Origin of the sequence: Chryseobacterium sp. KMC2 (assembly GCF_016756935.1) — a bacterium.
In the GTDB taxonomy this organism is placed as follows: domain Bacteria; phylum Bacteroidota; class Bacteroidia; order Flavobacteriales; family Weeksellaceae; genus Chryseobacterium; species Chryseobacterium rhizosphaerae.
Map to the genome: position 1 here is coordinate 131,879 of NZ_JAESIT010000003.1, position 25,135 is coordinate 157,013.

The following is a 25,135-nucleotide window of genomic DNA, read 5'->3' on the forward strand; positions in this document are numbered from 1 at the left end:
CCCATCAGACCAGTGAATGTCTGAAGTTAATATTATAAAGACCGGATCTTATACTTTTATAATCTGTAAAAAGATATTTGATAATCATTCCCCATTTTTTGAATACCGGGGCTTTTGCAATCTCGAAGCTGCGATACATTCTTTCAATATGAAGCCTCACCTCTTCAGAAATATCATCTTCACTTTCTGACCATGTTTTGATCTCTTTCCAAAGCAATGTTCTTGATATGGCAGGGTTTATTACCCGGGAATTTATTTTCGTTATTCTGTTATTTTCGTGTACTCCTCGTATTGCTACTGCCTGATCAATAATTCCGGGATATAGATTAAGGTAATAAGACAGGCGAAGCAGAAACTCAGTGTCTTCATGCATTCTCAGATGAGGTTGGAATAAAGTATTCATTTTTTTTGCTAGGGCCTCTCTACGGATCGTAAGGGTGTCAATACTGAACAGCCCAAAGCTTCCAAGCATGTGAAGCTGTCCCAGGAAAACATTGTACGTATCATGTTTTTTATAAACAGTGGTAAGCCTGTCTCCGAATAAACTGTAGTATTGTTTTTTTGCTTTTTCAGAATAGTAATGAACACCAAGTGCTCCATACACACCATCTACTTTTGGGTTTTTAAAAAGCTCTTTTTCCGCATCGAATCTATTAGGGAGAAAATAATCATCAGCATCCAAAAACGCAATAAAATCTCCGGTTGATTTTTCTATACCCAAATTCCTACTTGGGCCCGCTCCGTGATTTTTTTTATCCGGATGCTGATAAAGCTGTACTTTATCATATTTTTCAGCGATCTGCTGACATACAAGAAGTGCATTGTCCGGAGACTGGTCTTCAACGAGAATTACTTCATAAACTTCATCAAACTGAAGAGCAGATTCCACTGCCTGAAGGACATAATTTTCGGCGTTATAGACGGGAATAACTACTGAAATCTTCATTTCATCTTTTTATAATAGATTAATTGTGTTTTTTTACACTGCCATTTCAAGTACGAAATTTAAGCTTTTAATTCTAGTTTTACAATTCTTAGTATTATGATATAGTGAAATACTTGCTTTTTTGAATATAATAAACCTTAAAATGTAATTTCTTATTATCTGAGTAAGGCGAATTTAGTTTATAAAATAAATTTTCAAGCATTGGGTATTAAACATAAATCCTCTAAAAATATATGAATAGAGGCTTTATGTTTTTAGTTTTAAGTAATCTGTTACTCCTTTTCAACAGAATACTAATGTTTTATTACTATTTGAAGAGTATTGAGATCTATCAATGAGAATAGGTGAACCTGTATTTTGTCCGCAATATATTGGGGTTTTTAAGAACAGTGGCCAATAAGCTCGTTATTTTTGAAAATCCTTTTTTTGCAGAAAGCTCAAAAGCTTTTTTCTGCAGATAGATATGCTGAGCATAATCCGGTTCTAATGGCAATGGCTTAGACCATTCGTACAAAGAGTTCCAGAAAAGATACTGCCTTTGATTGTATTGTGGAGAATACCTTATAATCTTTGTAATTCTGTTGTCATCATGTATGCCTCTCATCGCTACAGCCTGATCTATAATACCGGACTTTAAATAACAGTGGTAAGCCAGTTTAATGATGAAATCAGAATCCTGATGGACACGCAGAACTTTATTGAACTTTAAAGAATGCTTCTCAAGGGCAGCCTTTTTTATAGTTAATGCATTCAGGTGGAAGAATGTACCGAAAGTTTTCGGTGTAAACCCTAGAAGTCCTCTGAATACTTCTTTTCCCTCGGCAGGATAATTGACGGTAGTAAGTGTATTATCACTGAATTTAGACTGGAATTCCTGTTTTCCCTTTTCTGTAAGATATTCAATGCCTACGGCGTTGAAAACCCCGTCTACTTTTGAATCATTAAAGATCGTCTTCTCTGCATCGAACCTATTTGGGAGATAATAATCATCTGCATCTAAGAATGTGATAAAGCTTCCGACGGCTTTTTCAATTCCCAGATTTCTTGAAGCCGCAGCTCCATGATTTTCTTGGTCAGGATGCTGAAAAAGTTTAACCCTTGAATGTTCTTTCGTTAATCGTTTACAGATCTCCAGAGAATCATCGGTTGATTTATCTTCAACCAAAATAACTTCTTTAACTTCTTCAAATTGTAATGCAGAGATTACTGATTTTTCTAAAAATTCAGCAGCATTATATACAGGGATGATTACAGAAATATCAAGCATTATAGTACAGATTGGTTATTATCTGCCCAAAGGGCAAGTTGCAAAAGATTCCAGTGTTTTTCATCTTTATTCAGATAGCTTTGAGTTGCTTTAAAATCAATAAAATTAAATACTTTATGATTGGGGTTTTTCAGCATGTCATTAGAGAAATTCATGAGATTTTCTTCGGCAAACCAATTCTTTACGCCTAATCCAAATCCTTGTTTATGACGTTTTCTGATGGTTTCAGTCCAATATGATCCCATAGCTTCCCGAAGAATAATCTTGTCATTGGTATTGCTTAATTTCAACTGATCGGGTAGCTGTATACAAAACTCGGCAAAATCCAGATCAAGAAACGGAGTTCTTACTTCCAATGAATTAGCCATAGCCATCCTGTCAGATTTTACCATCATATTGGCGGGAACATAGTTCTCAAGATCTGTCCTCATAATATCATTGAGCGAGTCTGTATCCGGTGCGAAACTGTAAGGCTGCAGATAGTCTGAAGAAATACCGAGGTGCTCACGTTCTCTTTTATTAAAGTCGTTTCTTACAGCATTCAAATGGAAATTAAGGATAGAATTATATTGTATGTTCTTTTGAGTAATGAAAGAAGTGGTTCTCAGCTTTTGATATAATTTTAAGCCAAATTGAGCCATTATATTTTTATAGCTGAAATGCTGCTTCATTTTGTTTTCAACGGTATAAAAATGATAACCGCCAAAAAGCTCATCTCCTACATCTCCGGATAAGACTACAGTAAGGTTCTTCTTAGCTGCTTTACAGATCTCATAATGTGGGATAAAGGAAGCATCTGCAAAAGGTTCATCAAAAAAAGGAGTGATCTTTAATAGAGAAGTGACAAGATCCTCTTTTTTCTCATGGACTTCTATGTGGTTGGTTTTATATTTATCTGCAATTTCTTTAGCATATTTCAGCTCGTTATCTTTATGGTCATATCCAAAACTGATGGTAGTCTGCTGAGGTAGAAATTCATCTACCAATGCTACAATGGAGGAAGAATCCAATCCGCCGCTTAGAAAACTTCCTACTTCTACGTCTGCAATAAGCTGTTTTTTTACTGCATTTTTGAGGAGATACAAAAATTCGTCTTTAGCATCAGAAAGACTAATCATCCTGTCTTTTGCCGGTAAACTGTAATAGCGTGATACACTAATTTTCCCTTCTTTCCAGATCAGCTGATGGGCAGGAGGTAGGGTATATATATTACTGTAAACACTTTGGTAGGTACTTACATATCCATACTGAAGATAGTGAGAGAGGGCGTCGGGGCTTACCTTAGGCTGAATGAGACCAGTGGCCAGAATGGCCTTTATTTCCGAAGCGAAAATAAATTCGTTATTGTTTCCAATAGCGTAATAAAAAGGTTTTTCTCCAAAGCGGTCTCTGGCACAGAATAATTGTTTTTTCTGATTATCCCAGATAGCAAATGCGAACATTCCCGGAAGTTCATGGATCAGGTTTTCCTGCTTCCTCTGATACATAGCAAGAATAACTTCTGTATCAGATTCTCCATGATAAGGATATTCGGCATATTCCTTTTTAATATCCTGATATCCGTAGATTTCTCCATTGAGAACAATACATTCATCTTTGGTATTGGAAAACATGGGCTGCTTTCCATTTTCAGATAAATCAATAATGGAGAGCCTGCGATGGCCTAAGGCTGCATTATCATAAAATTCATAATGCGAGGAATCAGGACCCCGGTGTATCAGGGAATCTGTCATTTTTTTTATTTCTTCCTGATAATTTCTGGTATTACTGCTTATAATTCCTGCTATTCCACACATAGGCTTTTATTTTTCATCATTAATTTTCATTTTTTGTATTGGCTAATTTACGACAGATTAAGAAAAGTACTACCTTTCTGAGTCAGTTGATTTCGTAACCCTGTTAATGTTTCCCCGTCTCTGGATATTTTTTTATACTTCTTTGAAAGCTGTTTATATTGACTGATATTACCCGTCATTATATTTTTAAGCATGCTTTGTTTAAGGGCTCTTTTTTCAAGTTCAAGAGCATTGGGCAGATTTGGATTCATAATATTGACTTCGATACGGACGTTTTCATACTTTGTGAAGTCTATTTTATGAAGGGACTGCACACCATCATGCACTACTTTACTGCCGGGGACAAGTAATACTTTCTTCTGGTGAAAATGAATACGGTTCACGTACTCATCATCTTCTCCATAATGGAAGAAATAAGGATTAAAACCACCTACTGTTTCTATTGTTTTTTTTGGCAGCAGCCAATGCGCAGCATTTACAAAATGGATTTCATAAAAAGGTTTCAATGTCTGAAAATACAGGTCGGAAATCAGCCTGGTTTTTTCATAATTCTTAGCGATATACTGGTCTAAAAAAATATCCAGATATTTTTCGGAACCATCTATGTGAAAAGGGCTGATAATCCCGATCTCATCTTTGTTAGGGTGATGATTATAAATATCTAGCATTTTTTCTATACTGTCTTGATAAAGCCATGCATCCTGGTTCATCAGATAAAAAAAATCTGCGCCTTTTTGATAGGCTTTTTCAATGCCTATATTATTGGCCTTTCCAAAGCCCAGATTAGTCTCCGCTTGGATAAAATCAGCTTCAGGAAAGTGGTTTTTTATGTATTCCTGTGTGCCATCTGTGGACCCATTATCAATAATTATACATTGCAGAGGAACAGAAGACTGTTTTAAACTTGTAAAACATCTTTCGGCCCACTTTATGGCATTGTAAGTAACAATAATAATATAGACGTTAGGCATTGTAAATTTTTAAAATGAATTATCTTGTAAAAGTATATTTTATAATTTTTAATAATTGGCTGAAGCCGGTACCCCAATTTCTGGAAACTGAAAAGCGTTCAAAAATTGCGGTATATAATTTTTTGTTTACTAGGGGAGATACAAACTCTTTCTCATAATAATATTTATTAATGAGTTCATCCAGGTTCTTTATGATCTGCTGATCTGCTCGGTTGTCATTATTGACCTTCTTGATGTTTTTAAAAATATCAATTGAAGTACGGAATTTTTTTTCATTTTCCAAAGAACTGAAAACACCTCCGCTGTGAAGCCGGTATACTCCAACAACAGTATTGAAACTTCTGCCTTTTCCAAATTCGAGGGCATGGTAAAAATAATATAAATCCCTGTAATTTGGGTAAACATCTATCCATTTGGGATCCACAAACTTTTGCCTGATAAGGTAAGTAAATGTTTGTGTAGGACGCTGTACAAAAAAACTGTCTTGGGTATAATCAATATATTCCTGATCTTTAAACATATAGTTTTTTCCATCATCTGTAAATTTATTTTCATCCTGATGGAATAATAAATTTCTGGCAGTAACCATCACATAGTCCGGATTAGCTTCTAGAAAATCATATTGAAACTGTAATTTTTCATGATCTGTCCAATAATCATCACCTTCACAGTAGGCGAGATATTTTCCCTGTGCCTTGCCGAATGCAAATCTCTGATTTTCTACAAATCCAATATTTTCTTTATGGTTAAAATAGCGGATGAGGTCCGGAAAACGGGCTGCATACTCTGAAATAATGGCATCAGAATAATCTGGTGAATTGTCATTACAAATGATCAACTCAATCGGGAAGTCTGTTTTCTGTGCAAGTACTCCTTCTATAGCCTGCTTCAGATAAGGAGCGTGATTATAGGTAAGCATTATTACAGAAACCAGTGGTGTTTTATTTTCCATTATTATTCGAAGATAATATCTGTAAATTATATATTTAAAAAAGAATGTTGTTTCTTTTTAAGTGTTTCTCGGGAGTTCATAATTTCTTCAAATCTACTTTTCTGATACTTGTATTCCTTAAAAATACGTATTGCAGTTGAGAATTTCCCCATTATCGTTTGCTTGATGATATCAGGAATGAAGTCTTTTTTTAAAACAGATCTGCTAAACTCTAGCCGGGGATCCAGGTAACGCTGTTCTCTCTGTACCCTTTTGGCATTGATATGGCTTGTTTTATTAAAGTCTTGTCTACCATCATGTACTACTTTACTTTTAGTACATACCAATATTTTTTTATTGAAATAGGCTACCCTCTGAACATATTCATAATCTTCGGAGTAATGAAAAAAGTAAGGATTAAAACCTCCAATTTCTTCAATTGTCTTTCTGGGTAAGAACCAATGCGCTGCATTTACAAAGTCAATTTCATAATATTCCTGTTGTGTGCTGGTAAAAGTATTAGAGAAGATCCTGTTGACAGGGGTATTTCTTGCCAGATATCTTTCAAAAAAAATGTCGAGATTCTTTTCTGTACCATCCAGGTGCATAGGACTTAGGATACCAATTTTTTTTGGATCCGGATAAGTGTTGTATATATCCAATAGATGCTGAAAACTGTCCTGGAAAATCCATGCATCCTGATTCATCAGATAAAAGAATTCTGCTCCTTCTCGGTATGCTTTTTCAATTCCTAGATTATTGGCTTTTCCAAAACCTAAATTTTGAGGAGACTGTATAAAATCTACTTCGGGAAAATGGGTTTTGATATATTCCTGTGTACCATCTGTAGAGCCATTATCTACTACAATACATTGTATCGGGGCTGAAGAAGTTCTTAAGCTGGCAAAACATCTTTCTGCCCATTGCATGGCATTATAAGTAACAATAATCACATGAATAACAGCCATCTTAAATATACTTTTGAGTTAATGTTTCAAGATAATTTTCCGGGCTTATTCCTGAGAAGAAATTGATGATTTCTTCCTCAAAATCTACTTTATAAAAATCTCCTTCATCTGCTTCTGAATAAGAGGCTTTTTGATAAGTTTCTTTTTCCATCGCACGGATAATTTCTTTCAAATCAAAATTGTACGGAAATGAAAAATTAATAATCTTATTATTAACATGTAAGCATTGTGATTTCAGGAATCTGGAAATATCTTCTATATCCAAAAGCAGCCTTCTGGCTTTAGTATGGAGTGTAAATTCAGTTTTGTTTGAGATCTGTGTTTTAAGAAAATTAAAAAGGGTATTGGGATTTCCGCCTTTACCCACAATATTTCCAATTCTTAAAATCACATAATCCTCAGTATTGTTTTTTATATAGTCCTCAATCTTTTTTTTATGAATGACATAGGGACTCTTCTGTTTGGATTGGTCAAGAATGCTTAAAGTGGAGAAATAGACCAATTTTTTTCCTTTATTTTGTTCATATACCGTTTTTAAAAGAGAAAATTCTCTTTCAAACTCGGATGTTCTTGTTTCCAGGGAGTTGGAAACTCCTGATGCAAAATATAATATATCGTTTGTATCAATATTCATTAATGAATTGGCAATAAGCCCTGTTCCTATAATCATATTTTATTATATTTTTTCTTCACCATAGTGAAAGTAATAAATTTTAGTTCTCAGTGTTTGTGTTTATCTTTTTGTTGATGCTCTTGTGGTATCTAATATATTTAAAATACTTCTTTGTAATAATCAGATGATCATTAAAAGTAAGTTTTTTAGGATAAAATTTTAAAGTAAATACTATGTTTTTTGTATTTATAGGATAATAAGTGAAATAGTTATATAAAAAACCAAGGAAACTTTTTTTTTCGGTTTCTGAATCTGATTCTTTTTGGAAGACTAAGTGATTGTTTTCTCTAACCAGAATATTATTGTCCAGCCAGACTTTATCCCGATTTCCCTTTGAAAAATGTTCTATGAGAATATCATCTATCACATAATTCTGAAGTTTTTTTGACACTCTGAGGCTGAAGTCCAAATCATATCCATGAAAACCTTTTAATACGGTTTCGTTAAATTTGAATTGAGCGTAATTTTCTTTTGTAATGGCTATAAAAACACCATCTACAGCAAAAACTTCTTCTCTGTTTTGCTTGGTGGAGTGGATTAGAAATGAATCTGTATTGCTTTTATCCCCCTGCAATATATGTACAAAATTATAATTCTCTGAAACGGTCCAGCTTGAAGGAGCAGAAGGGACATATGAAGATCCTGCAACGCCTATGATTCCTGTGTTTTCTTTACTTAAATGTTTAATGAGCTTTTCTCCCCAACCTTGAGTATGGAATAGAATATCTTCATGTATAAAAAGAAGATTGTCATATTTTGCTTTTTCAGCTCCTAGGTTGTATGCCTTGCAGATCCCCATTAATCCTGGGTTATCAATTTTAATAAGTTCATAAGGAACACCAATGCTGCTAGAAATGTTGTCTTCTAACGCAGAAAAGTATTTTGGAAGATATGAGGAAATTATTATAGAAATCATTTAAACTAATTCATCAATTAAATTAAAAATATCTAAAGTCAGTTTTTCATCAGAATAGTCTTCCTCTAGTCTTTTGTATATATTTTTTCCTAATTTTTCCCTTAGTTGGGGTTCTTTCATAAGCTTAATAACTTCAGTAGACATAATATCCAAATCCAGATAGGGAACAAGAATTCCATGTTCATTTTCAAGAAATTCTGTAGCACCACCACTTTTTTCGAAAGCAATAATCGGTTTCTTTAGTTTTGCAGCAGTAAGCATTACCAATGGAAAAGGATCTTCTCTTGACATTAAAAGGAAAATGTCAAAAAGATTAATGTAATCATTAGGAAACTTATTATGGCTTACAAATATCATCGTATCTGCTATCCCTAATTTTTCGGCATCAATTTTTGAACATCTTACAGCTGAACTTTTTGAATCGCCTCCAAGGTTTATAAATGTAAAAGGGATATCCGTTTTTTGTGCTATTTTTTGAACAAGTAGGGGGATCATCTCGGTTCCTTTTCTTAATTCCTGAGCACTTGCAATCCCTACAATTAAATGATTACTGGGTATTGCTAATTCCTTTCTTAAATTTTCTTTGTCCTTCTGAATGGTAAGGGTAGAATCAATAAAGGAATGTACAACGTTTATTTTTTTTGGATCTGCATGGTATTGATCGATAAGGTTTTCAGCAACAGCTCTAGATCCTGCTATAATTTTTGTAATATTAGTAATGTTTTCTAAAACAAATTCTTTTGAATACACACTCTCAATTCCGAAAGTAAGTTCATGGACAGCTATAATTGTGGGAATATTTTTCTTATAAAAAGGAAGAGTCCAGCTTAAAGTTACGATAGTATTACCATAGATCAGATCGTATCCATTCAATAGTAACTTATTAATTATTTTATCTACTTTATCCTGGTGAGTTTCTTTCTTTTTTAAAACGATAGTCTGAATCTTTTTTAAGTTCCTTCTCAAAAAAGAAAATGATTCGGATGTATTATTAAAAGTAAATATTTCGTTGGAGACTTTCGCGAAATCTTCATATAGCTCTCCGTTTTTTAATAATAAAATGTCAATAAGATAATCCGTTCTGTCCTGTTTTAACCTCTTTAATAAATTTAAAACAAGAATAGGAGCACCTGATAAAGATGCATCATGTAGAATGAATAGTATTTTTTTGTTTATAGCCACCTTATGTAATAGATTCAATGATTAAATTCTGGTTATTCTTCACAATGGAATTAGAGGGTACGGATTTATGAATGATACAGCCGGCTCCAATGATAGAATTATCTCCTATAGTAACTCCTTTTAATATTATAACATTGCTGGCAATCCAACAATTCTTTCCTATAATGATTGGCGCTTTGCTAAACTCTGCTTTTGAAATTGATAGTTCAGAATCAGATATTGTGGTAAGGTGATTATGATCATATAACTTCACTCCTTCTCCAAACATAGTATTGCTGCCAATTTCTATTTTATCCAAACAATTAATAGAGCAGCTGTTATTGAAGAAAACATTTTTTCCTATTAATAGTTTAGCCTCAGGGAAAACTAAAATACTGCAATGTTCTTTCATATAAAATTGCTCATCAATGGATATTTCGCCATACTCGGTATTTTTTCCTTTAAAATAAGTAACATCTTTGGGCTGAAAAGAATCGTGAATATTAATATTCGGTAATGATAAGAAGTCCGTCCACATCTCTCGTTTTTCTTTTGCCTGATTAAAAGAAATTATAGAAATGATTTTTTTTGAGATATATTTTTTTAGTTTGGAAAGCATTATTAAATCTTGATTTTTTTAATGATCTTAATTTTTAATATTTTTAAAAGACTACCAAACGAGGTTATAGTCTCAATATAATTATAGTCTTTTATTTTTAATTCAAGACTGTTTTTGTCCTCATAAATTTTTGTAAGACCTTCTTTAAGGTTATCATACTGATATTTCAAATTTTCATAAACTTGCCTGTTTTCTTTAAAGTGAACCAATAAGAAAGATAATGAAAACATTGTATTTATCATTTGATCTACTCTGCTTTTTGTGCTCCATATCCCACTTCCAACTCTATAGGCAGCCATTTCTTCAGGAAAATATTTTATCAATCCAAAAGAAGCGTTGAGCATATGCAACGGATAATCTCCTATGGGAGAGTAATCCATCCATTTAGGCATTTCATCAAAGTTTTTTTTGAAAACAACAGAAACTGTAATGATAAAATTCTGCTTTGAAAGATCTTCTAAAGTATAAGTCTTTTCAACATCAGGATTTTTAACTGTAAATGGTTGTTGTCTGGAACTTAATTCTTTTATTTTATGAAATGTAAGGCTGTACTCAGGGTTTTGTTCAAGGAAGCTTACCTGTTTTTGAAGTTTTAAAGAATCCGTCCAATAATCATCCCCTTCGCATATTGCCATATATTTTCCCAGGCAGTTTTTAAATACTTCATTTTGATTGCGTATAGCCCCTATATTATAGGGATAAAGGAGAAGCTTAAACTTTCCGGGATATAATTTTTGGTAATTCAGTAGTATTTCTCTTGAGTTATCTTTTGAGCAATCTTCTCCTATGACAATATCATAATTGAAATTCGTTTTTTGTGTTAAAATATTATCAATACATTCTTTCAAATACTCCGCATGATTATATACCATTATAAATACGCTTAGTGTAGTATTGGGAAGATCAGATAGTAATAGCGACATCTTTAGCTGTTCAGTATTCTGTTCAGTAACAACAAAATTATTGTTCTGGTAAGATTTTACTGCGGCGATGTTCTCGGGTTTAACAAACAGATAAACTTCTTTAAGCTTTAAAACTTCTTTAGCATAATATAATATTTGATAAGTTGCTAATTGAGAGATCCCTTTTCCCCAAAAATCTTTTTCTCCGATAAAAATATGAAACTCGGCAGAATCACTATTAATATTGGTGAGCTGTACATTTCCAATATATTCTTCATTACATATAATAGCAAATCTTTTGCTGCTATCATCTTGAAGGACTTTTTCAATCCATTCGGATTCTATTTCCTGTGTTATTGTTATATTGGGTTTTGAACCTGTAAATTGCCATATCTCGTCATCATTTCTCCATTGATATGATGTCAATGCATCTTTCTTAACAAGAGGTCTTATTAAAACATTATACATTCTAAAATTTTTTTCATTTCATTAATTGAGTACCTCTGATCTATCGGTAATGCTATAATGTCTTTTGCCAAATTATAAGCATTATAATCCTCATCGCACCAATCAAAAACATTGGGCCAATAGGTAGCACAATATATTCTTTCGTTGATCAGTTTTTGTCTAAGGCTTTTATCATGTGTTCTGAAAGGATATACCATTGGGATTGCATCTTCAGACAATTCAATCGGAAGAATGTTTTTTTCTTTCAGTACTTCGTGCAAAAAAAAGAAATTTTCTCTTCTCTTTTTTTTAATATACTCATAGTCAATTCCTGACAGGATTCTTTTTGTAAGGTTTGACATTGTCTTAATAGGCTGTCTCTCTAGGGATTTATCATTTTCACTGAAATCAGAATAACCCTGCTCAGCAGATAAATCGATCCGCTTTAAGAGATGACTCATTCTTTGATAGCTTTCATCTTTTTCAAAATGTACATCAATTTTTTTATCGGTATATAGAAAACCCCCATCAGAAACACCAACGAACTTTCTTGGAGAATAAAATTGATCAATATTTTTTATTACAGGAGAAAAAAGAGCTTGAGCATTATCAATAATTATATTCTTTGTTATATTTTGAGCCAAATCTCTAATAAACTGGTCTTTAATGCCAAAATAGTTGGTGTATAAAAAAGCTTCAGTATCTTGTATTTCAGAATAATCAAATATAGGCTCAAGATTGAAATCTACATCATAAAATTTATAATCAATATTTAGCTTTTTAATAGGCTCTAAAATGGCATCACAAGTATAATAAGGAATATAAATTTTTGTGAATTTCTTTGCCGTCATTATATACTCTAGACAATTTCTTGCAGAGTTTAATTCAATAAAGCAATTCCCCCAAAAAAAATTATCATTGGGGAGTTCAAATTCAAAGTATCCTCCTATAGCTCCTGTTTCCATTTAAATCAGATCATAATTGTCTAACATTTCTCTTGTTTTCTGAGGCGAATTGAACATTAATATATCAATAATTGAAAGCCAAGGTATAAAACTATCTCCAAACTGGATATAATTATCTTTATTAGATTTAATAAAAAATAATTTCACATTATTTTTTGCGAAATATTCTTTATCATACAGGTCTTGTCCTCCTAAAGGATTAATATAGGTGTCAGCATTTTCTTTTTTACAAATATCAATTAACCTTTCTTCTTTTGACAATTCTGAATTCTGATAAATTGTTGATGATTTTTCTATATGTGTAACGATTCCAAGATAATTGCATATTTTTAAAAGGCTGACATATATAAGGTCGTTGATCTTGTTAGGGCAATCCAACAATTCTTCCAGTACTGGAATTATACTTGTATAAAAAGGGGCTTTCTTATAAGCAAGCTCAAGAGTTTTAAAAAACTTGATTTTCCATTTTGGGAAAAGCTCCTGATTAATTTCTATATCATTAATTTTTTTAAAAGAACTGGCATCTTTTAAAGGAATAGAAAATAAATAACTTTTACCATTGAGCAAGATATTATTCCTGTTAATCCAACCTTGTTTTATATAATTTACGTCATCATAAATTATAAACTTATCCACTGCCTTTATTAACTGAAAATACCCAATGTATGGCATGAAATAGGGCTGCATTACGGCTACTCTCATACTAATTATTTTGAATTCTTAGCATAAGTCTGGCAATAAACTCAACTTCTTCAAAAGTTAAATCATAGTAAAATGGAAGACATAAGGATCTTTTGGAAATCTCTTCAGTAATTGGCAATTCCAGCTTTGGAAGATAGGGTAAGGCAGATGCTAAACTCGGATAGAAATATCTTCGTGTAAAGATTTCCTGGCTATCCATTTCTTTTTTTATTTTTAATAACAGTTCTTCACTTTCTAAAACGATAGGATAGTAGGCGTAGTTTTGTGTGGCTTTAGGATGCCAAAGAGGCCTTACAGCTTTTAAATTTTTAAGTTTCTCGTTATAAAGCTCAGCAAGGGCTTTTCTTTTATGATGTATTGAAGAAATATACTTCAGGTTTGCAAGTCCCATTGCAGCGTGGAATTCCGAGTTTTTACCATTGATTCCAAGCTCGGAAAAAGAATCATATCCTGAAATGCCAAAATTCCTGATATAGGCTAATTTTTTTAATATATCTGGGTTTTTTGTAATTAATAAGCCTCCTTCAACGGAATGATAAAGTTTGGTAGCATGTAGTGAGCATGTAGAGATATCTCCATATTCAAAAATAGATTTACCATTGACTTCCACTCCAAAAGAATGAGCTGCATCATAGATTACTTTTAAATTATGCTTTTTGGCAATGACTTCTATGGCTTCCACATCACAAGTGTTACCATATACATGAGTTGCCAGGATAGCTGTCGTTTTTTCTGTAATAGCCTCTTCAATTTTTACCGGATCTATGCATAGGCTTTTAGGATCTATATCTACAAAAACAGGGGTGCAGTTTTCCCATACAATACAGCTTGTAGTGGCAATAAATGAGAATGGAGTAGTGATTACTTCTCCGGTAATTTCCAATGCTTTTATAGCCATTTGTATGGCTACCGTACCATTGGTGACAAATAATAGATGCTGTACTTTAAGATGATCTTTTAACTCCATCTCCAGTTGGCTTGCCAACGGTCCCATATTGGTTAGCCAATTTCTTTTCCAGATACCATTTAGATATTTTTCGTATTCTTCCTGCGGAGGAAGAAAAGGTTGCGTTACAGGAATCATAATTTATTGTATTTTCCAGTTAAATTCAGGACGGATAAATCCTGGCTCCCGCCCCATGTATACTCCAATTTCTCTGTTGCCATCAATGACTGAAAAAGAAACAATATCATTTTCAACAATAACAGCCTGTTTTCTATCTTCTATTAGGAAAAAACTTATGTAATAATTTCCCGATTGAAAAAATTTCTTTGGGAAAGTACAGGTTAAAGAGTTTTTACCTTTATTATATCTAATATCTGTGCTAGAGAATGAAAACAATGCTTCACCATAGTCGTTTTTAAGGTGATAAGTAATATGATAACGTTCCGGTTGATCCGTATCCAGAATAAAATTTGTGATAAACTCTATTTCTTGGTTCTCATCCAAAGGCTCATTCATACTTTTTGATGGATTTTTCAAAATGATCTCTTCCAGAGTAAAAAAACCATTTTTGATATTCTCATATATAAAATGATTAGTATTAGATGTTTTATTATTTCCTAAATATCTGAGAACAGTATCATCAATATTTCCTTGATAGGCTACTTTTCCTGTATCAAGAAGTATTCCTTTAGTACAAAGAGTTTTGATAGCTGCCATATTATGACTTACAAAAAGAATGGTTCTACCTTCTCCTTTTGTTACTTCTGTCATTTTTCCCAGACATTTTTTCTGAAATTCTGCATCACCTACTGCCAAGACTTCATCCACAATTAGAATTTCAGATTCCAGATGTGCTGCAACAGCAAAAGCAAGACGAACATACATTCCTGAAGAATATCTTTTTACAGGAGTATCAATATATCTTTCTACTCCAGAAAAGCTTACAATCTCATCAAATTTACGTTTGATTTCCTTGCGAGTCATTCCTAAAATAGCTCCATTTAGAAATACATTTTCTCTTCCGGTCATTTCAGGATGGAAACCCGTTCCTACTTCCAATAAAGAAGCAATTCTTCCATTCGTGTATATTTGCCCGGTTGTAGGTTTGGTTACCTTACTTAAAAGTTTGAGTAAGGTGGATTTTCCGGCACCATTTCTTCCGATAATACCTATTGCCTCGCCTTGTTCAATTTCAAAGTTGATGTCACGCAGAGACCATACATACTCAGATTCACTTTTTGTAGTTCTGTCGTTGGATTCTCCTACCATGAGATAGGGATCTTCTTTTCCTCTTATTTTATGCCAAAACCTGTTGAGGTCATGGGATAAAGTACCTGTTCCGACTTGTCCAAGGCGGTATTGTTTTGATATATTTTCTGCTTTTAAAGCCAGCATATTTTTGATTGGATTTTAAATTAATATAAGATAGACTCCTGAAGATTATACGGTATCCATAAAAGTTTTTTCAACTTTATTGAATATAACTATTCCTATCACTAAAAGAATAAGAATAATAGAGGAGCTTATTCCCAGCATTAATGGCGAGAAATCTCCTACACCCAACCATGCATATTTAAAACATTCAAAAATTCCGGTAAGTGGATTGTAATAGGCCAGCTTTTTGAACGCTCCGGGAAGGGAAGATACGGGATAAATGACAGGAGTAGCATACATATACAAGCTAATACCAAATCCTAAAAGCATGCTAAGGTCTTTATATTTTGTAGTAAGAGCGGAGAATATCATTCCCACTCCTAAGGCAAAAAATGCCATCAATATGATCAGAAAAGGAGTCGCTAAAATCCATATATTAGGATGTATCTTTCCTTGGCTTAAATAATATACCCAAGCAATAATAAATAAAAGAAACTGAACGGAAAAGCGCATTAAATTGGAGAGAACAATAGATAATGGGGTTACCAATCTTGGGAAGTATACTTTCCCGAAAATTGCGGAATTTCCTAAAAATGTACTGGATGTAGCGAGTAATGAGGCTGAAAAATAGTTCCAAAGAGTAACTCCTGCAAGATAAAATAAAATAGGAGGTGCTCCATCAGTAGGAAGCTTGGCAATAGCACCAAAAACGACTAAATAGACAATTGTTGTTAGAATAGGATTGATAAAAAACCAAATAGGTCCTAAAATAGTTTGCTTGAAACTTGATATAAAGTCCCTCTTTACAAACATGTAAATAAGATCTTTGTATTTCCATACTTCTTTAAGCTGGATATCAAATAAAGAATGATTGGCTTCAATTGTTTCTGTCCACTTTTGCTGTGGTTCATTCATCTGTGTAAGTTTTTACAAATTTATAATAATTAATTCTTACCGTATTTCTTCGTTTTATGAATAATTGTTCACATAAAAACGAAAATCATCAACTAATATATTGATATTTGTTGTTATAAACAAAAACTATTGGCCATAAAGCCAATAGTGTGTGGGATTTACAAATTGTTTTGTTATTTACGGATAAGCTGTTTCAGGTATTCACCATAGCCGCTTTTGCCATATTTAGCTGCTGTTTCCAATAGCTTTTCTTCATTGATGAATTTATTTCTGAAAGCAATTTCTTCAATACATCCTATCTTGAAGCCTTGTCTTTTTTCGATAACACTTACAAATTCTGAAGCATCATGAAGGGAATCAAAAGTTCCTGTATCCAACCATGCAGTACCTCTGTCCAGTACACCTACTTCAAGGTTTCCCTGGCTTAGATAAACATTGTTTAGATCTGTGATCTCCAGCTCACCTCTTGCAGATGGCTGAATGTTTTTAGCAATGTCTACCACACTGTTGTCATAAAAATATAAACCGGGAACGGCATAGTTTGACTTCGGCTGTAAAGGCTTTTCTTCAATAGATATTGCTTTAAAGTCATCATCAAATTCTACAACACCATATCTTTCCGGGTCTGCTACATGGTATGCGAAAACAACACCTCCTTCAGGATTGGTTTTGTTTTTTAATAAAGTTCCCATCTCAGAACCGTAGAAAATATTATCACCCAGAACTAATGCTGCCGGATCGTTGCCGATAAACTGCTCCCCAAGAATAAAAGCTTGTGCCAGTCCGTCCGGACTTGGCTGTACAACATATTCTATATTACATCCTATCTGGGACCCATCACCTAAAAGCTTGATAAATCCAGGTTGGTCATGAGGAGTAGTAATGATCAATATATCCTTAATTCCTGCTAAAAGAAGCGTGGAAAGAGGGTAGTAGATCATAGGTTTATCATAAACAGGCATTAGCTGCTTGCTTACCGCAATGGTTAAAGGGTATAGTCTTGTTCCGGATCCTCCGGCTAATATGATTCCTTTCATCTTTTTATTTTTTTATGTTCTCTACTGCATAGTCTGTATGATTTTAAATCACCCGTTCAGAGATTTTCAACCTGTTTTTCTATGCTTTTTATAAAATAGGATCAGGCTCTTTTAGATTTTCTTAATAGAATATATGGAAGAGTGGTCTGATTACATTTTACAATCATAAAAATTAAAATTTTTATGATTGTAAAATTGTTTTATACGTAGTTCCTTTGGTGTATGGATACTAGTTATATTGTTTTTCGTAATATTTTTGGTAATCTCCGCTGGTTATATTTTCAAGCCATTCTTTATTCTCAAGATACCAGTCTATCGTTTTTCCAAGACCTTCTTCAAACGTTACTGAAGGCTTCCAACCCAAATCTTTATTAAGTTTGGTCGCATCAATAGCATAACGCTTGTCATGACCTGGTCTGTCTTTTACAAAAGTGATCAGCTTTTCAGAATGACCTTCCGGCTTTCCTAATTTAGCGTCCATTTGTTTGATAAGTTCTTTTACCAGATCAATATTCTGCCACTCATTGAATCCTCCGATATTATAGGTTTCTCCTGTTTTTGCCTCATTGAAGACCTGCTGAATAGCTCTGGCATGATCAATTACAAAAAGCCAGTCTCTTGTATACTTTCCGTCACCATAAATAGGTAAAGGTCTTTCATTAATGATATTTGAAATGCATAAAGGAATCAGCTTTTCAGGAAAGTGATTGGGCCCGTAGTTATTAGAGCAGTTCGACACAATAAAAGGCATTCCATACGTGTTACCATAAGCTCTTACCAGATGGTCAGACGCTGCTTTTGATGCAGAATATGGAGATTGTGGGTCGTAAGATGTGGTTTCTAAAAAGAATCCCGTTTCTCCTAAGCTACCATATACTTCATCGGTAGATACATGATAGAATAAGTTTTTTCTTTTTTCATCCGGAAATCTTCCATGGGTATGATCCGGGTTTAAAGTCCAGAATTCTTTACAAAGATTAAGAAGGTTAGCTGTTCCGTTTACATTCGTGTTAATGAAAGCCATCGGGTCTGTAATACTTCTGTCTACGTGACTTTCTGCTGCTAAATGTACCACCGCATCAGGATTGTATTTTTCAAAAACCCTTCTTAATTCTTCAGGTTCTGTAATGTCGGCTTTTTCGAAAACATAATTAGGTTCGTTTTCAATATCCTTTAAGTTTTCTAAATTTCCAGCGTAAGTAAGAGCATCAAGATTGATGATCATGCTATCCGGGTTGTTTTTTACAAATTCTCTTACAACATGTGAACCGATAAATCCGGCGCCTCCAGTAATAATTATATTTTTCATTTTGTCTATTTTAAAATTGTTCTTCTTCCTATACTTTTATAATAAAATCCATTTTGTTCAGGAATTTCTAGCGGATACATATTTCTACCGTCAAAAATAGCTTTATTCTTCATTTTTTTCGACATGAGTTCAAAGTTAGGATTTTTAAACTCCGGCCACTCTGTGGAAATGAATAGAGCATCTGCATCTTCCAGAGCATCATACATTCCTTTTGCATATTGTATTTTATCCCCAATAAGTTTCTGTACGTTGCTTTCTGCAACAGTATCATAAGCTATGATTTCAGCTCCTTTTTCCAATAACAGGGCAATATTATCTAAAGAAGAGGCTTCCCGGATGTCATCCGTATTGGCTTTAAAAGCTAACCCCCATATAGCAATTTTCTTGCCTTTAATATTTCCTCCGAAATATTTTTCTATCTCAGAAACCAGAATTACCTTCTGTGTCGTATTTACATTTTCTGTAGCTTCCAAAATCTGGAAGTTGAAATCTTCCTGTTTTCCGGATTTGATAAGTGCCTTTACATCCTTAGGAAAGCAGCTTCCTCCATAGCCGATGCCCGGAAATAAAAACCGGTGCCCGATTCTGTCATCACTTCCCATTCCCAGTCTTACCTTGTCTACATCTGCACCTACTTTTTCACAATAGTTGGCGATTTCATTCATGAAAGTAATTTTTACTGCCAAGAATGAATTAGCGGCATATTTAGTAAGTTCTGATGATTTTTCATCCATGAAGATGATCGGAATCCCAGTATTGGTAAAGGGCTGATAAATTTTAGACATAATGTCCTTGGCTCTTTCGGAGCTTGCTCCTACAACCACTCTTGATGGGTTCATGGAGTCTTCCACAGCAAAACCTTCTCTTAAAAATTCCGGATTTGAAACTACATCAAAAGGAATGTTTGTTTTGGAAGATATGACGCTGCTTACTCTATCAGCAGTTCCTACGGGTACCGTACTTTTGTTGACAATAACTTTGTATTCTGTCATCATCTCACCAATATTATTGGCTACCTGGAGAACATAGGAAAGGTCTGCTGATCCATCCTCACCGGGAGGGGTAGGCAGTGCCAGGTAAATGACCTCACTTTTATCTAAGGCCTCTTTAAGATTGGTAGTGAAAAATAATCTTTCAGATTGGATGTTTCTTAGAAACATTTCTTCAAGGTTCGGCTCATAGATGGGAACTACGCCGTTTTTCATACCTTCAACTTTTTTTTCATCAATATCAACACAGTATACTGAATTGCCAAGTTCTGCCAGAGTAGTTCCTGTAACTAACCCTACATAACCTGTTCCTACAATCGTTATATTCAAAATGTTTGGTTTTTAAAATTCAAGACAAAAATAATAAAAATACTTTCATATGCCCGTTTAATTTAATGTAAATAGAATTTGTGCTATTTGCTTGATAATAAGATAATTTTGCTTTTTTAGAAAAAAAGCGTATATTTGCAATGGATTTACGGGAAAAATGAGAAGGCTTCGAAAGAAAGCCTTTTTTCGTACTATAAATCAAGATAAAACAATGTATGGAGTTTAGAAAAAGAATTGAAGAATTATTAAATGAATTCCTTGAGACCAGAAAAGATCTGTTTCTTATTGATCTTAAATTTTCTGCAGGGGATGACATTACAGTGATTTTAGATGGTGACAATGGAGTTTCTTTGCAAGATTGCCTTGATGCAAGCCGTGCGGTGGAATTCAATATGGACCGTGAGGAGCATGATTTTAGCCTTCAGGTGATGTCTGCAGGACTTAGTGAGCCGTTGTCTATCCCAAGACAGTTCAGGAAGAATTTAGGACGAGAGATTGAGGTTATGTTGGAAGACTCTTCTAAAATTGAAGGAGAATTATCTAAAGTAGATGAAGAAAAGATCACCCTTGTTCTACGGTATCGTAAGCCGAAGGATATCGGAAAAGGGAAGGTTGATGTAGAGGAGGAGAAAGAAATTCCTTACTCTGAGATCAAAAAAGCATTGGCAGTAATTAAATTTTAAAAAAGAAAAAAGAATAGATGGATAATATAGCGTTGATTGAATCCTTTGGTGATTTTAAAGACGAAAAAGGGATCAGTAAGATTGATCTTATGGCAATTATTGAAGACTCACTGAAAACTCTTTTGAGAAAAAGATTTGATTCAGATGACCATTTTGATGTGATTGTAAACCCTGATAAAGGAGATTTTCAGATATTTTTAAATAAAACAATTGTAGAAGACGAAATGTCTGAAGACGATGATCTGGAGATTGAAATTTCTGAGGCTAAAAAAATAGATCCTACATTTGAAGTAGGAGAAGACTTTACAATGGAAATTCCTGTTGCGCAGTTAGGAAGAAGAAATATCCTTACCCTAAAGCAAATTTTGGCTACAAAACTTCAGGAGCACAATAATGCAATGCTGTATGAACAGTTTAGAGATAAAATCGGGGAAATAGTTGTAGGAGAAATTCACCACATCCGTCATAAGCATGTGATTTTGTTGGATGATGAAGAGAATGAATTTATTTTACCGAAAGAAAATCAGATCCCATCCGACTTCTTTAAAAAGGGTGAGAATATCAGAGCTATTGTTGAAACAGTAGACTTTAAAGGTTCTAAACCGCAAATTATTATTTCCAGAACTGCACCTAAGTTTCTTGAAAAGTTACTAGAACTGGAGATTCCTGAAATTCAGGACGGAACAATCATCTTGAAAAAGGCCGTTAGAATTCCTGGAGAAAAAGCAAAAATTGCAGTAGATGCTTATGATGACAGAATTGATCCTGTAGGTGCCTGTGTAGGTGTGAAAGGATCCAGAATTCATGGGGTTGTAAGAGAGTTGAGAAATGAAAACATCGATGTTATTCAGTGGTCTAAAAACCCTGAGATTTTGGTGAAGAGAGCTTTAGGAAATGTTACAATTAATAAGATTGAAATCAATGAGGATACTAACTATGCATTGGTATATACTCCGGTTGAGGAAATCTCTAAAGTAATTGGAAAACAAGGTCAAAATATCAGACTGGCTTCTTGGTTGACAGGATATGAGATTGATGTATACAGAGAAGCTAGCGAGGATGACGATGTTGAATTAAGAGAATTCAATGACGATATCGAGCAGTGGATTTTGGATGAATTTAGAAAAGTAGGACTTACAACTGCAAAATCAGTATTGGATAAAGAAACTGAAAGTCTTTTAAATATGGTTGACCTTGAAGAAGAAACAATTGAAGAGGTAAAACGTATTCTGAGAGAGGAATTTGAAGATTAAGATTTAAATAAATTTTAATAAACAGTAAAAAGGAAATACTTTAATTTTAAAAATTAAAAAACAGTAAATAATATAAATGCCAAAAATTAGATTAAATAAAGCGGTTAAGGAATTCAATATTTCGATGTCCAGATTAGTAGAATTTTTACAATCGAGGGGATTTGGAGTTGAAAGCAATCCTAACGCTCAATTAGAAGAAGCGGCATATTCTGCATTGGAAGCTGAGTTTGCCAAGGATGGCGAACAGCGAAAAGCTTCCCATGAGGTGGTGATTACTAAAGTTCCGGAAGAAAAGCTGGAAATTGAAGAAAAGAAAACCCCTGAAGTGATAAGAGCTAAAGCTAATAAACCAGAAACTAAAATTTTAGGTAAAATAGATTTAGAACCTAGTAAACCTGAAGTTGAAGAAACCCCTGCTGCTCCTGTAGTAACACCGGTTGAAGAAAAGAAAGAAGAAATAGTGAAAGAAGAACCGGAAGTGAAAACAGCGCCTGAAAAGCAGGAATTTAAAGTTTTGGATAAGATTGATTTGTCTCAGATAGAATCTAGAAATAGACCTGTGAAAAAAGACAAACCAAAAATGGAGGAGAAAAAAGAAGTAGTAAAACCTGTGGAACCAATAAAAGAAACTCCAAAACCGGTTGTAGAGGAGAAAAAAGTGGAAACTCCTAAAGTTGAGGCTGAACCGGAGTCTCAGGAACCACAAAAGATTGAGACTGTTTATCAGAAGCTTGACGGTCCTAAGATCGTTGGAGAAAAGATAGACTTAACTCAGTTTGCGCCAAAACCAGGTTCTGGAGCAAAAAAGAAAAGAAAAAGAATTGAAAAACCCGGCGGTCCGAATAATAATCAACAAGGCCAAGGGAATAATCAGAATTCTGGAAATAATAACAACCAGGGTGGTCAAAACCAAGGAAACCGTCAGAATAACAACAATGGCGGACAAGGTGGAAACCGTCCTCCAGGTCAGGGAGGTCAAGGAAACCGTCCCCCAGGACAAGGTGGTCAGGGAGGTGGAAACCGTTTTGGAAACAACCAAGGTGGAGGAAACCGTCAGGGTCAAGGTGGTGGCTTCAAGAAAGGAGGTCAAAACAACAGACCTGGTCAAAGAGTTATGCCAGTTGAATTAACTGACGAACAAGTTAAAAACCAGATTAAAGAAACTCTTGAAAAACTTACTAACAAAGGAGGTAAGTCTAAATCTGCTAAACACAGAAAAGATAAGAGAACGTACCGTAGAGAGCAGGATGAGCGTCAGCAAGAGCTTGAAGCACAAGACAGAACTCTTAAAGTAACGGAATTCATTACAGTAGGTGAATTGGCTAGCTTAATGAATGTTTCGCCGACAGAGGTTATTTCTGCTTGTTTCTCATTAGGGGTAATGGTTACCATGAACCAGAGATTGGAAGCTGATACCTTATTATTAGTAGCAGATGAATTTGGTTATAAAATTGAATTCTCTGATGCTGATCTTGAAGAAAGTGAAGGCGAAGATGAAGTTGATAATGAAGAGGATTTAATGAGCAGAGCTCCAATCGTTACGGTAATGGGACACGTTGACCACGGTAAAACTTCATTACTTGACTACATCAGAAAAACAAATGTAATTGCAGGAGAATCCGGAGGGATTACACAGCATATTGGTGCTTATAATGTGAAATTGGAAAACGGTCAGAGAATTACGTTCTTAGATACACCAGGTCACGAAGCATTTACCGCGATGAGAGCAAGAGGTGCTCAGATTACGGATATTGCTATCATTGTAATTGCAGCTGATGATGATGTAATGCCTCAGACAAGAGAAGCTATTTCTCACGCTCAGGCAGCAGGAGTACCAATGATTATTGCATTAAACAAAGTAGATAGACCAAGTGCAAACCCTGATAATATCAGACAACAGCTTTCAGGGATGAATATCCTTGTAGAAGAATGGGGAGGAAATGTTCAGGCGCAGGAAATTTCTGCAAAATTTGGTAACAATATGGATGTTCTATTGGAGAAAGTATTACTTCAGGCAGAAATGCTGGATTTAAAAGCTAATCCGGATAGAAATGCTCAGGGAGTTGTTATTGAAGCTTCATTAGATAAGGGAAGAGGATATGTTGCCACTATGTTGGTACAGACCGGAACTTTAAGAGTTGGAGATTATGTAGTAGCTGGTAAAAACCACGGTAAGGTAAAAGCAATGCTTGATGAGAGAGGAAGAAACCTTACAGAGGCAGGGCCATCTATTCCTGTAACTATTTTAGGATTAGACGGAGCACCAACAGCAGGAGATAAGTTTAAGGTATATGAAGATGAAAGTGAAGCTAAGACTATTGCTAATAAGAGAGAGCAACTTCAGAGAGAACTTTCGATCAGAACGAAGAAGCATACTACACTTGAAGAATTAGGTAGAAGAATTGCTTTAGGAGACTTTAAAGAATTAAATATTATCCTGAAAGGTGACGTGGACGGTTCAGTGGAAGCACTATCTGATCAGTTACAAAGATTATCTACAGGTGAGATTAATGTTAATATCCTTCATAAAGGAGTAGGTCAGATTACAGAATCTGATGTTAACTTGGCTGCCGCGTCAGATGCTATCATTATCGGATTTAACGTAAGAGCTGGTGCAAATGCTAAAGATCTTGCAGATAGAGAAGAAATTGAGATCAGAAACTATTCTGTAATTTATGCAGCAATAGAAGAAGTGAAAGAAGCTATGGAAGGTATGCTTTCTCCTGAAATTAAAGAACAGGTTATCGGTAATGTAGAGATCAGAGAGGTATTTAAAATCTCTAAGGTTGGAACAATTGCAGGTTGTATGGTTCTTTCAGGAAAAGTAGCCAGAAACTCTAAAGTAAGAGTATTAAGAGATGGTATTGTTAAATTTGACGGAGAGCTTGAAAGCTTGAAGCGTTTCAAAGATGACGTGAAGGAAGTAACCAAAGGTTACGAATGTGGTCTGAACCTGAAAGGATATAACGATATTGAAATCGGAGATATTCTTGAAGTTTATGAAGAAGTAGCTGTTAAAAAGAAGCTAAAATAAT

At 34.3% G+C, this 25,135-nt stretch carries 22 protein-coding genes; 3 read left to right on the forward strand and 19 right to left on the reverse strand.

Annotated features, from left to right (window positions below):
* Window positions 1-4: 4 nt before the first annotated feature.
* The 19 genes from JML65_RS04710 to JML65_RS04800 all read right to left on the reverse strand — a co-directional run bounded on the left by JML65_RS04710 (window position 5) and on the right by JML65_RS04800 (window position 20,164).
* Window positions 5-946 (reverse strand): glycosyltransferase family 2 protein, encoded by a 942-nt coding sequence (locus tag JML65_RS04710; RefSeq protein WP_202270061.1) that lies wholly within the window; start codon window positions 944-946, stop codon window positions 5-7.
* 331 nt (window positions 947-1,277) lie between these two features.
* Window positions 1,278-2,213, reverse strand: coding sequence for a glycosyltransferase family 2 protein (locus JML65_RS04715; RefSeq protein ID WP_202270062.1), 936 nt, complete (start codon window positions 2,211-2,213; stop codon window positions 1,278-1,280).
* The gene (asnB, locus tag JML65_RS04720; RefSeq protein ID WP_202270063.1) at window positions 2,213-4,009 is read right to left on the reverse strand and encodes an asparagine synthase (glutamine-hydrolyzing); all 1,797 of its coding nucleotides are present in this window, start codon (window positions 4,007-4,009) and stop codon (window positions 2,213-2,215) included. Before asnB ends, JML65_RS04715 begins: the two co-directional genes overlap by 1 nt.
* A gap of 47 nt (window positions 4,010-4,056) precedes the next feature.
* Entirely contained in the window at window positions 4,057-4,980 is a 924-nt protein-coding gene (locus JML65_RS04725; RefSeq protein WP_202270064.1) for a glycosyltransferase family 2 protein, read from the reverse strand.
* A 19-nt stretch (window positions 4,981-4,999) separates the two neighbouring features.
* Entirely contained in the window at window positions 5,000-5,932 is a 933-nt protein-coding gene (locus tag JML65_RS04730; RefSeq protein ID WP_202270065.1) for a glycosyltransferase family 2 protein, read from the reverse strand.
* A 26-nt stretch (window positions 5,933-5,958) separates the two neighbouring features.
* Window positions 5,959-6,879 carry a glycosyltransferase family 2 protein gene (locus JML65_RS04735; RefSeq protein WP_202270066.1) on the reverse strand — a complete coding sequence of 307 codons (921 nt, stop codon included), beginning with the start codon at window positions 6,877-6,879 and terminating at the stop codon, window positions 5,959-5,961.
* Window position 6,880: 1 nt separating this feature from the next.
* Complete coding sequence (locus tag JML65_RS04740) at window positions 6,881-7,549, reverse strand: NAD(P)-dependent oxidoreductase (protein WP_202270067.1); 669 nt, start codon at window positions 7,547-7,549, stop codon at window positions 6,881-6,883.
* 43 nt (window positions 7,550-7,592) lie between these two features.
* Entirely contained in the window at window positions 7,593-8,468 is an 876-nt protein-coding gene (locus tag JML65_RS04745; protein ID WP_202270068.1) for a glycosyltransferase, read from the reverse strand.
* Complete coding sequence (locus tag JML65_RS04750; protein WP_237390786.1) at window positions 8,469-9,434, reverse strand: glycosyltransferase family 4 protein; 966 nt, start codon at window positions 9,432-9,434, stop codon at window positions 8,469-8,471. It abuts the gene before it with no gap.
* 217 nt (window positions 9,435-9,651) lie between these two features.
* Window positions 9,652-10,248 (reverse strand): acyltransferase, encoded by a 597-nt coding sequence (locus tag JML65_RS04755; RefSeq protein WP_202270070.1) that lies wholly within the window; start codon window positions 10,246-10,248, stop codon window positions 9,652-9,654.
* Window positions 10,249-10,250: 2 nt separating this feature from the next.
* On the reverse strand, window positions 10,251-11,618 hold the full coding sequence (locus JML65_RS04760; RefSeq protein WP_202270071.1) for a GNAT family N-acetyltransferase: 1,368 nt from the start codon (window positions 11,616-11,618) through the stop codon (window positions 10,251-10,253).
* The gene (locus JML65_RS04765; protein WP_202270072.1) at window positions 11,603-12,562 is read right to left on the reverse strand and encodes a hypothetical protein; all 960 of its coding nucleotides are present in this window, start codon (window positions 12,560-12,562) and stop codon (window positions 11,603-11,605) included. Before JML65_RS04765 ends, JML65_RS04760 begins: the two co-directional genes overlap by 16 nt.
* Entirely contained in the window at window positions 12,563-13,264 is a 702-nt protein-coding gene (locus JML65_RS04770) for a WbqC family protein (RefSeq protein ID WP_202270073.1), read from the reverse strand.
* Between the two features lies 1 nt (window position 13,265).
* Window positions 13,266-14,348, reverse strand: coding sequence for a DegT/DnrJ/EryC1/StrS family aminotransferase (locus tag JML65_RS04775; protein ID WP_202270074.1), 1,083 nt, complete (start codon window positions 14,346-14,348; stop codon window positions 13,266-13,268).
* Window positions 14,349-14,351: 3 nt separating this feature from the next.
* Window positions 14,352-15,605 (reverse strand): polysaccharide ABC transporter ATP-binding protein, encoded by a 1,254-nt coding sequence (locus tag JML65_RS04780; protein WP_202270075.1) that lies wholly within the window; start codon window positions 15,603-15,605, stop codon window positions 14,352-14,354.
* A 45-nt stretch (window positions 15,606-15,650) separates the two neighbouring features.
* Window positions 15,651-16,499, reverse strand: a complete 849-nt coding sequence (locus JML65_RS04785; protein ID WP_202270076.1) for an ABC transporter permease — start codon at window positions 16,497-16,499, stop codon at window positions 15,651-15,653.
* Window positions 16,500-16,672: 173 nt separating this feature from the next.
* Window positions 16,673-17,536, reverse strand: coding sequence for a glucose-1-phosphate thymidylyltransferase RfbA (rfbA, locus tag JML65_RS04790; RefSeq protein WP_047484947.1), 864 nt, complete (start codon window positions 17,534-17,536; stop codon window positions 16,673-16,675).
* Window positions 17,537-17,765: 229 nt separating this feature from the next.
* Window positions 17,766-18,845, reverse strand: a complete 1,080-nt coding sequence (gene rfbB / locus JML65_RS04795) for a dTDP-glucose 4,6-dehydratase (RefSeq protein WP_202270077.1) — start codon at window positions 18,843-18,845, stop codon at window positions 17,766-17,768.
* 5 nt (window positions 18,846-18,850) lie between these two features.
* Window positions 18,851-20,164, reverse strand: a complete 1,314-nt coding sequence (locus tag JML65_RS04800; RefSeq protein WP_202270078.1) for a UDP-glucose dehydrogenase family protein — start codon at window positions 20,162-20,164, stop codon at window positions 18,851-18,853.
* Window positions 20,165-20,379: 215 nt separating this feature from the next.
* On the opposite strand from JML65_RS04800, the gene rimP reads away from it, so the two are divergent.
* From rimP to infB, 3 genes are all read left to right on the forward strand, one after another.
* Entirely contained in the window at window positions 20,380-20,847 is a 468-nt protein-coding gene (gene rimP / locus JML65_RS04805) for a ribosome assembly cofactor RimP (protein WP_047484954.1), read from the forward strand.
* A gap of 17 nt (window positions 20,848-20,864) precedes the next feature.
* Window positions 20,865-22,100: a transcription termination factor NusA gene (nusA, locus tag JML65_RS04810; protein ID WP_047484955.1), complete on the forward strand. Its 1,236-nt coding sequence runs from the start codon at window positions 20,865-20,867 to the stop codon at window positions 22,098-22,100.
* 76 nt (window positions 22,101-22,176) lie between these two features.
* The gene (gene infB / locus JML65_RS04815; RefSeq protein ID WP_202270079.1) at window positions 22,177-25,134 is read left to right on the forward strand and encodes a translation initiation factor IF-2; all 2,958 of its coding nucleotides are present in this window, start codon (window positions 22,177-22,179) and stop codon (window positions 25,132-25,134) included.
* Window position 25,135 lies beyond the last annotated feature (1 nt).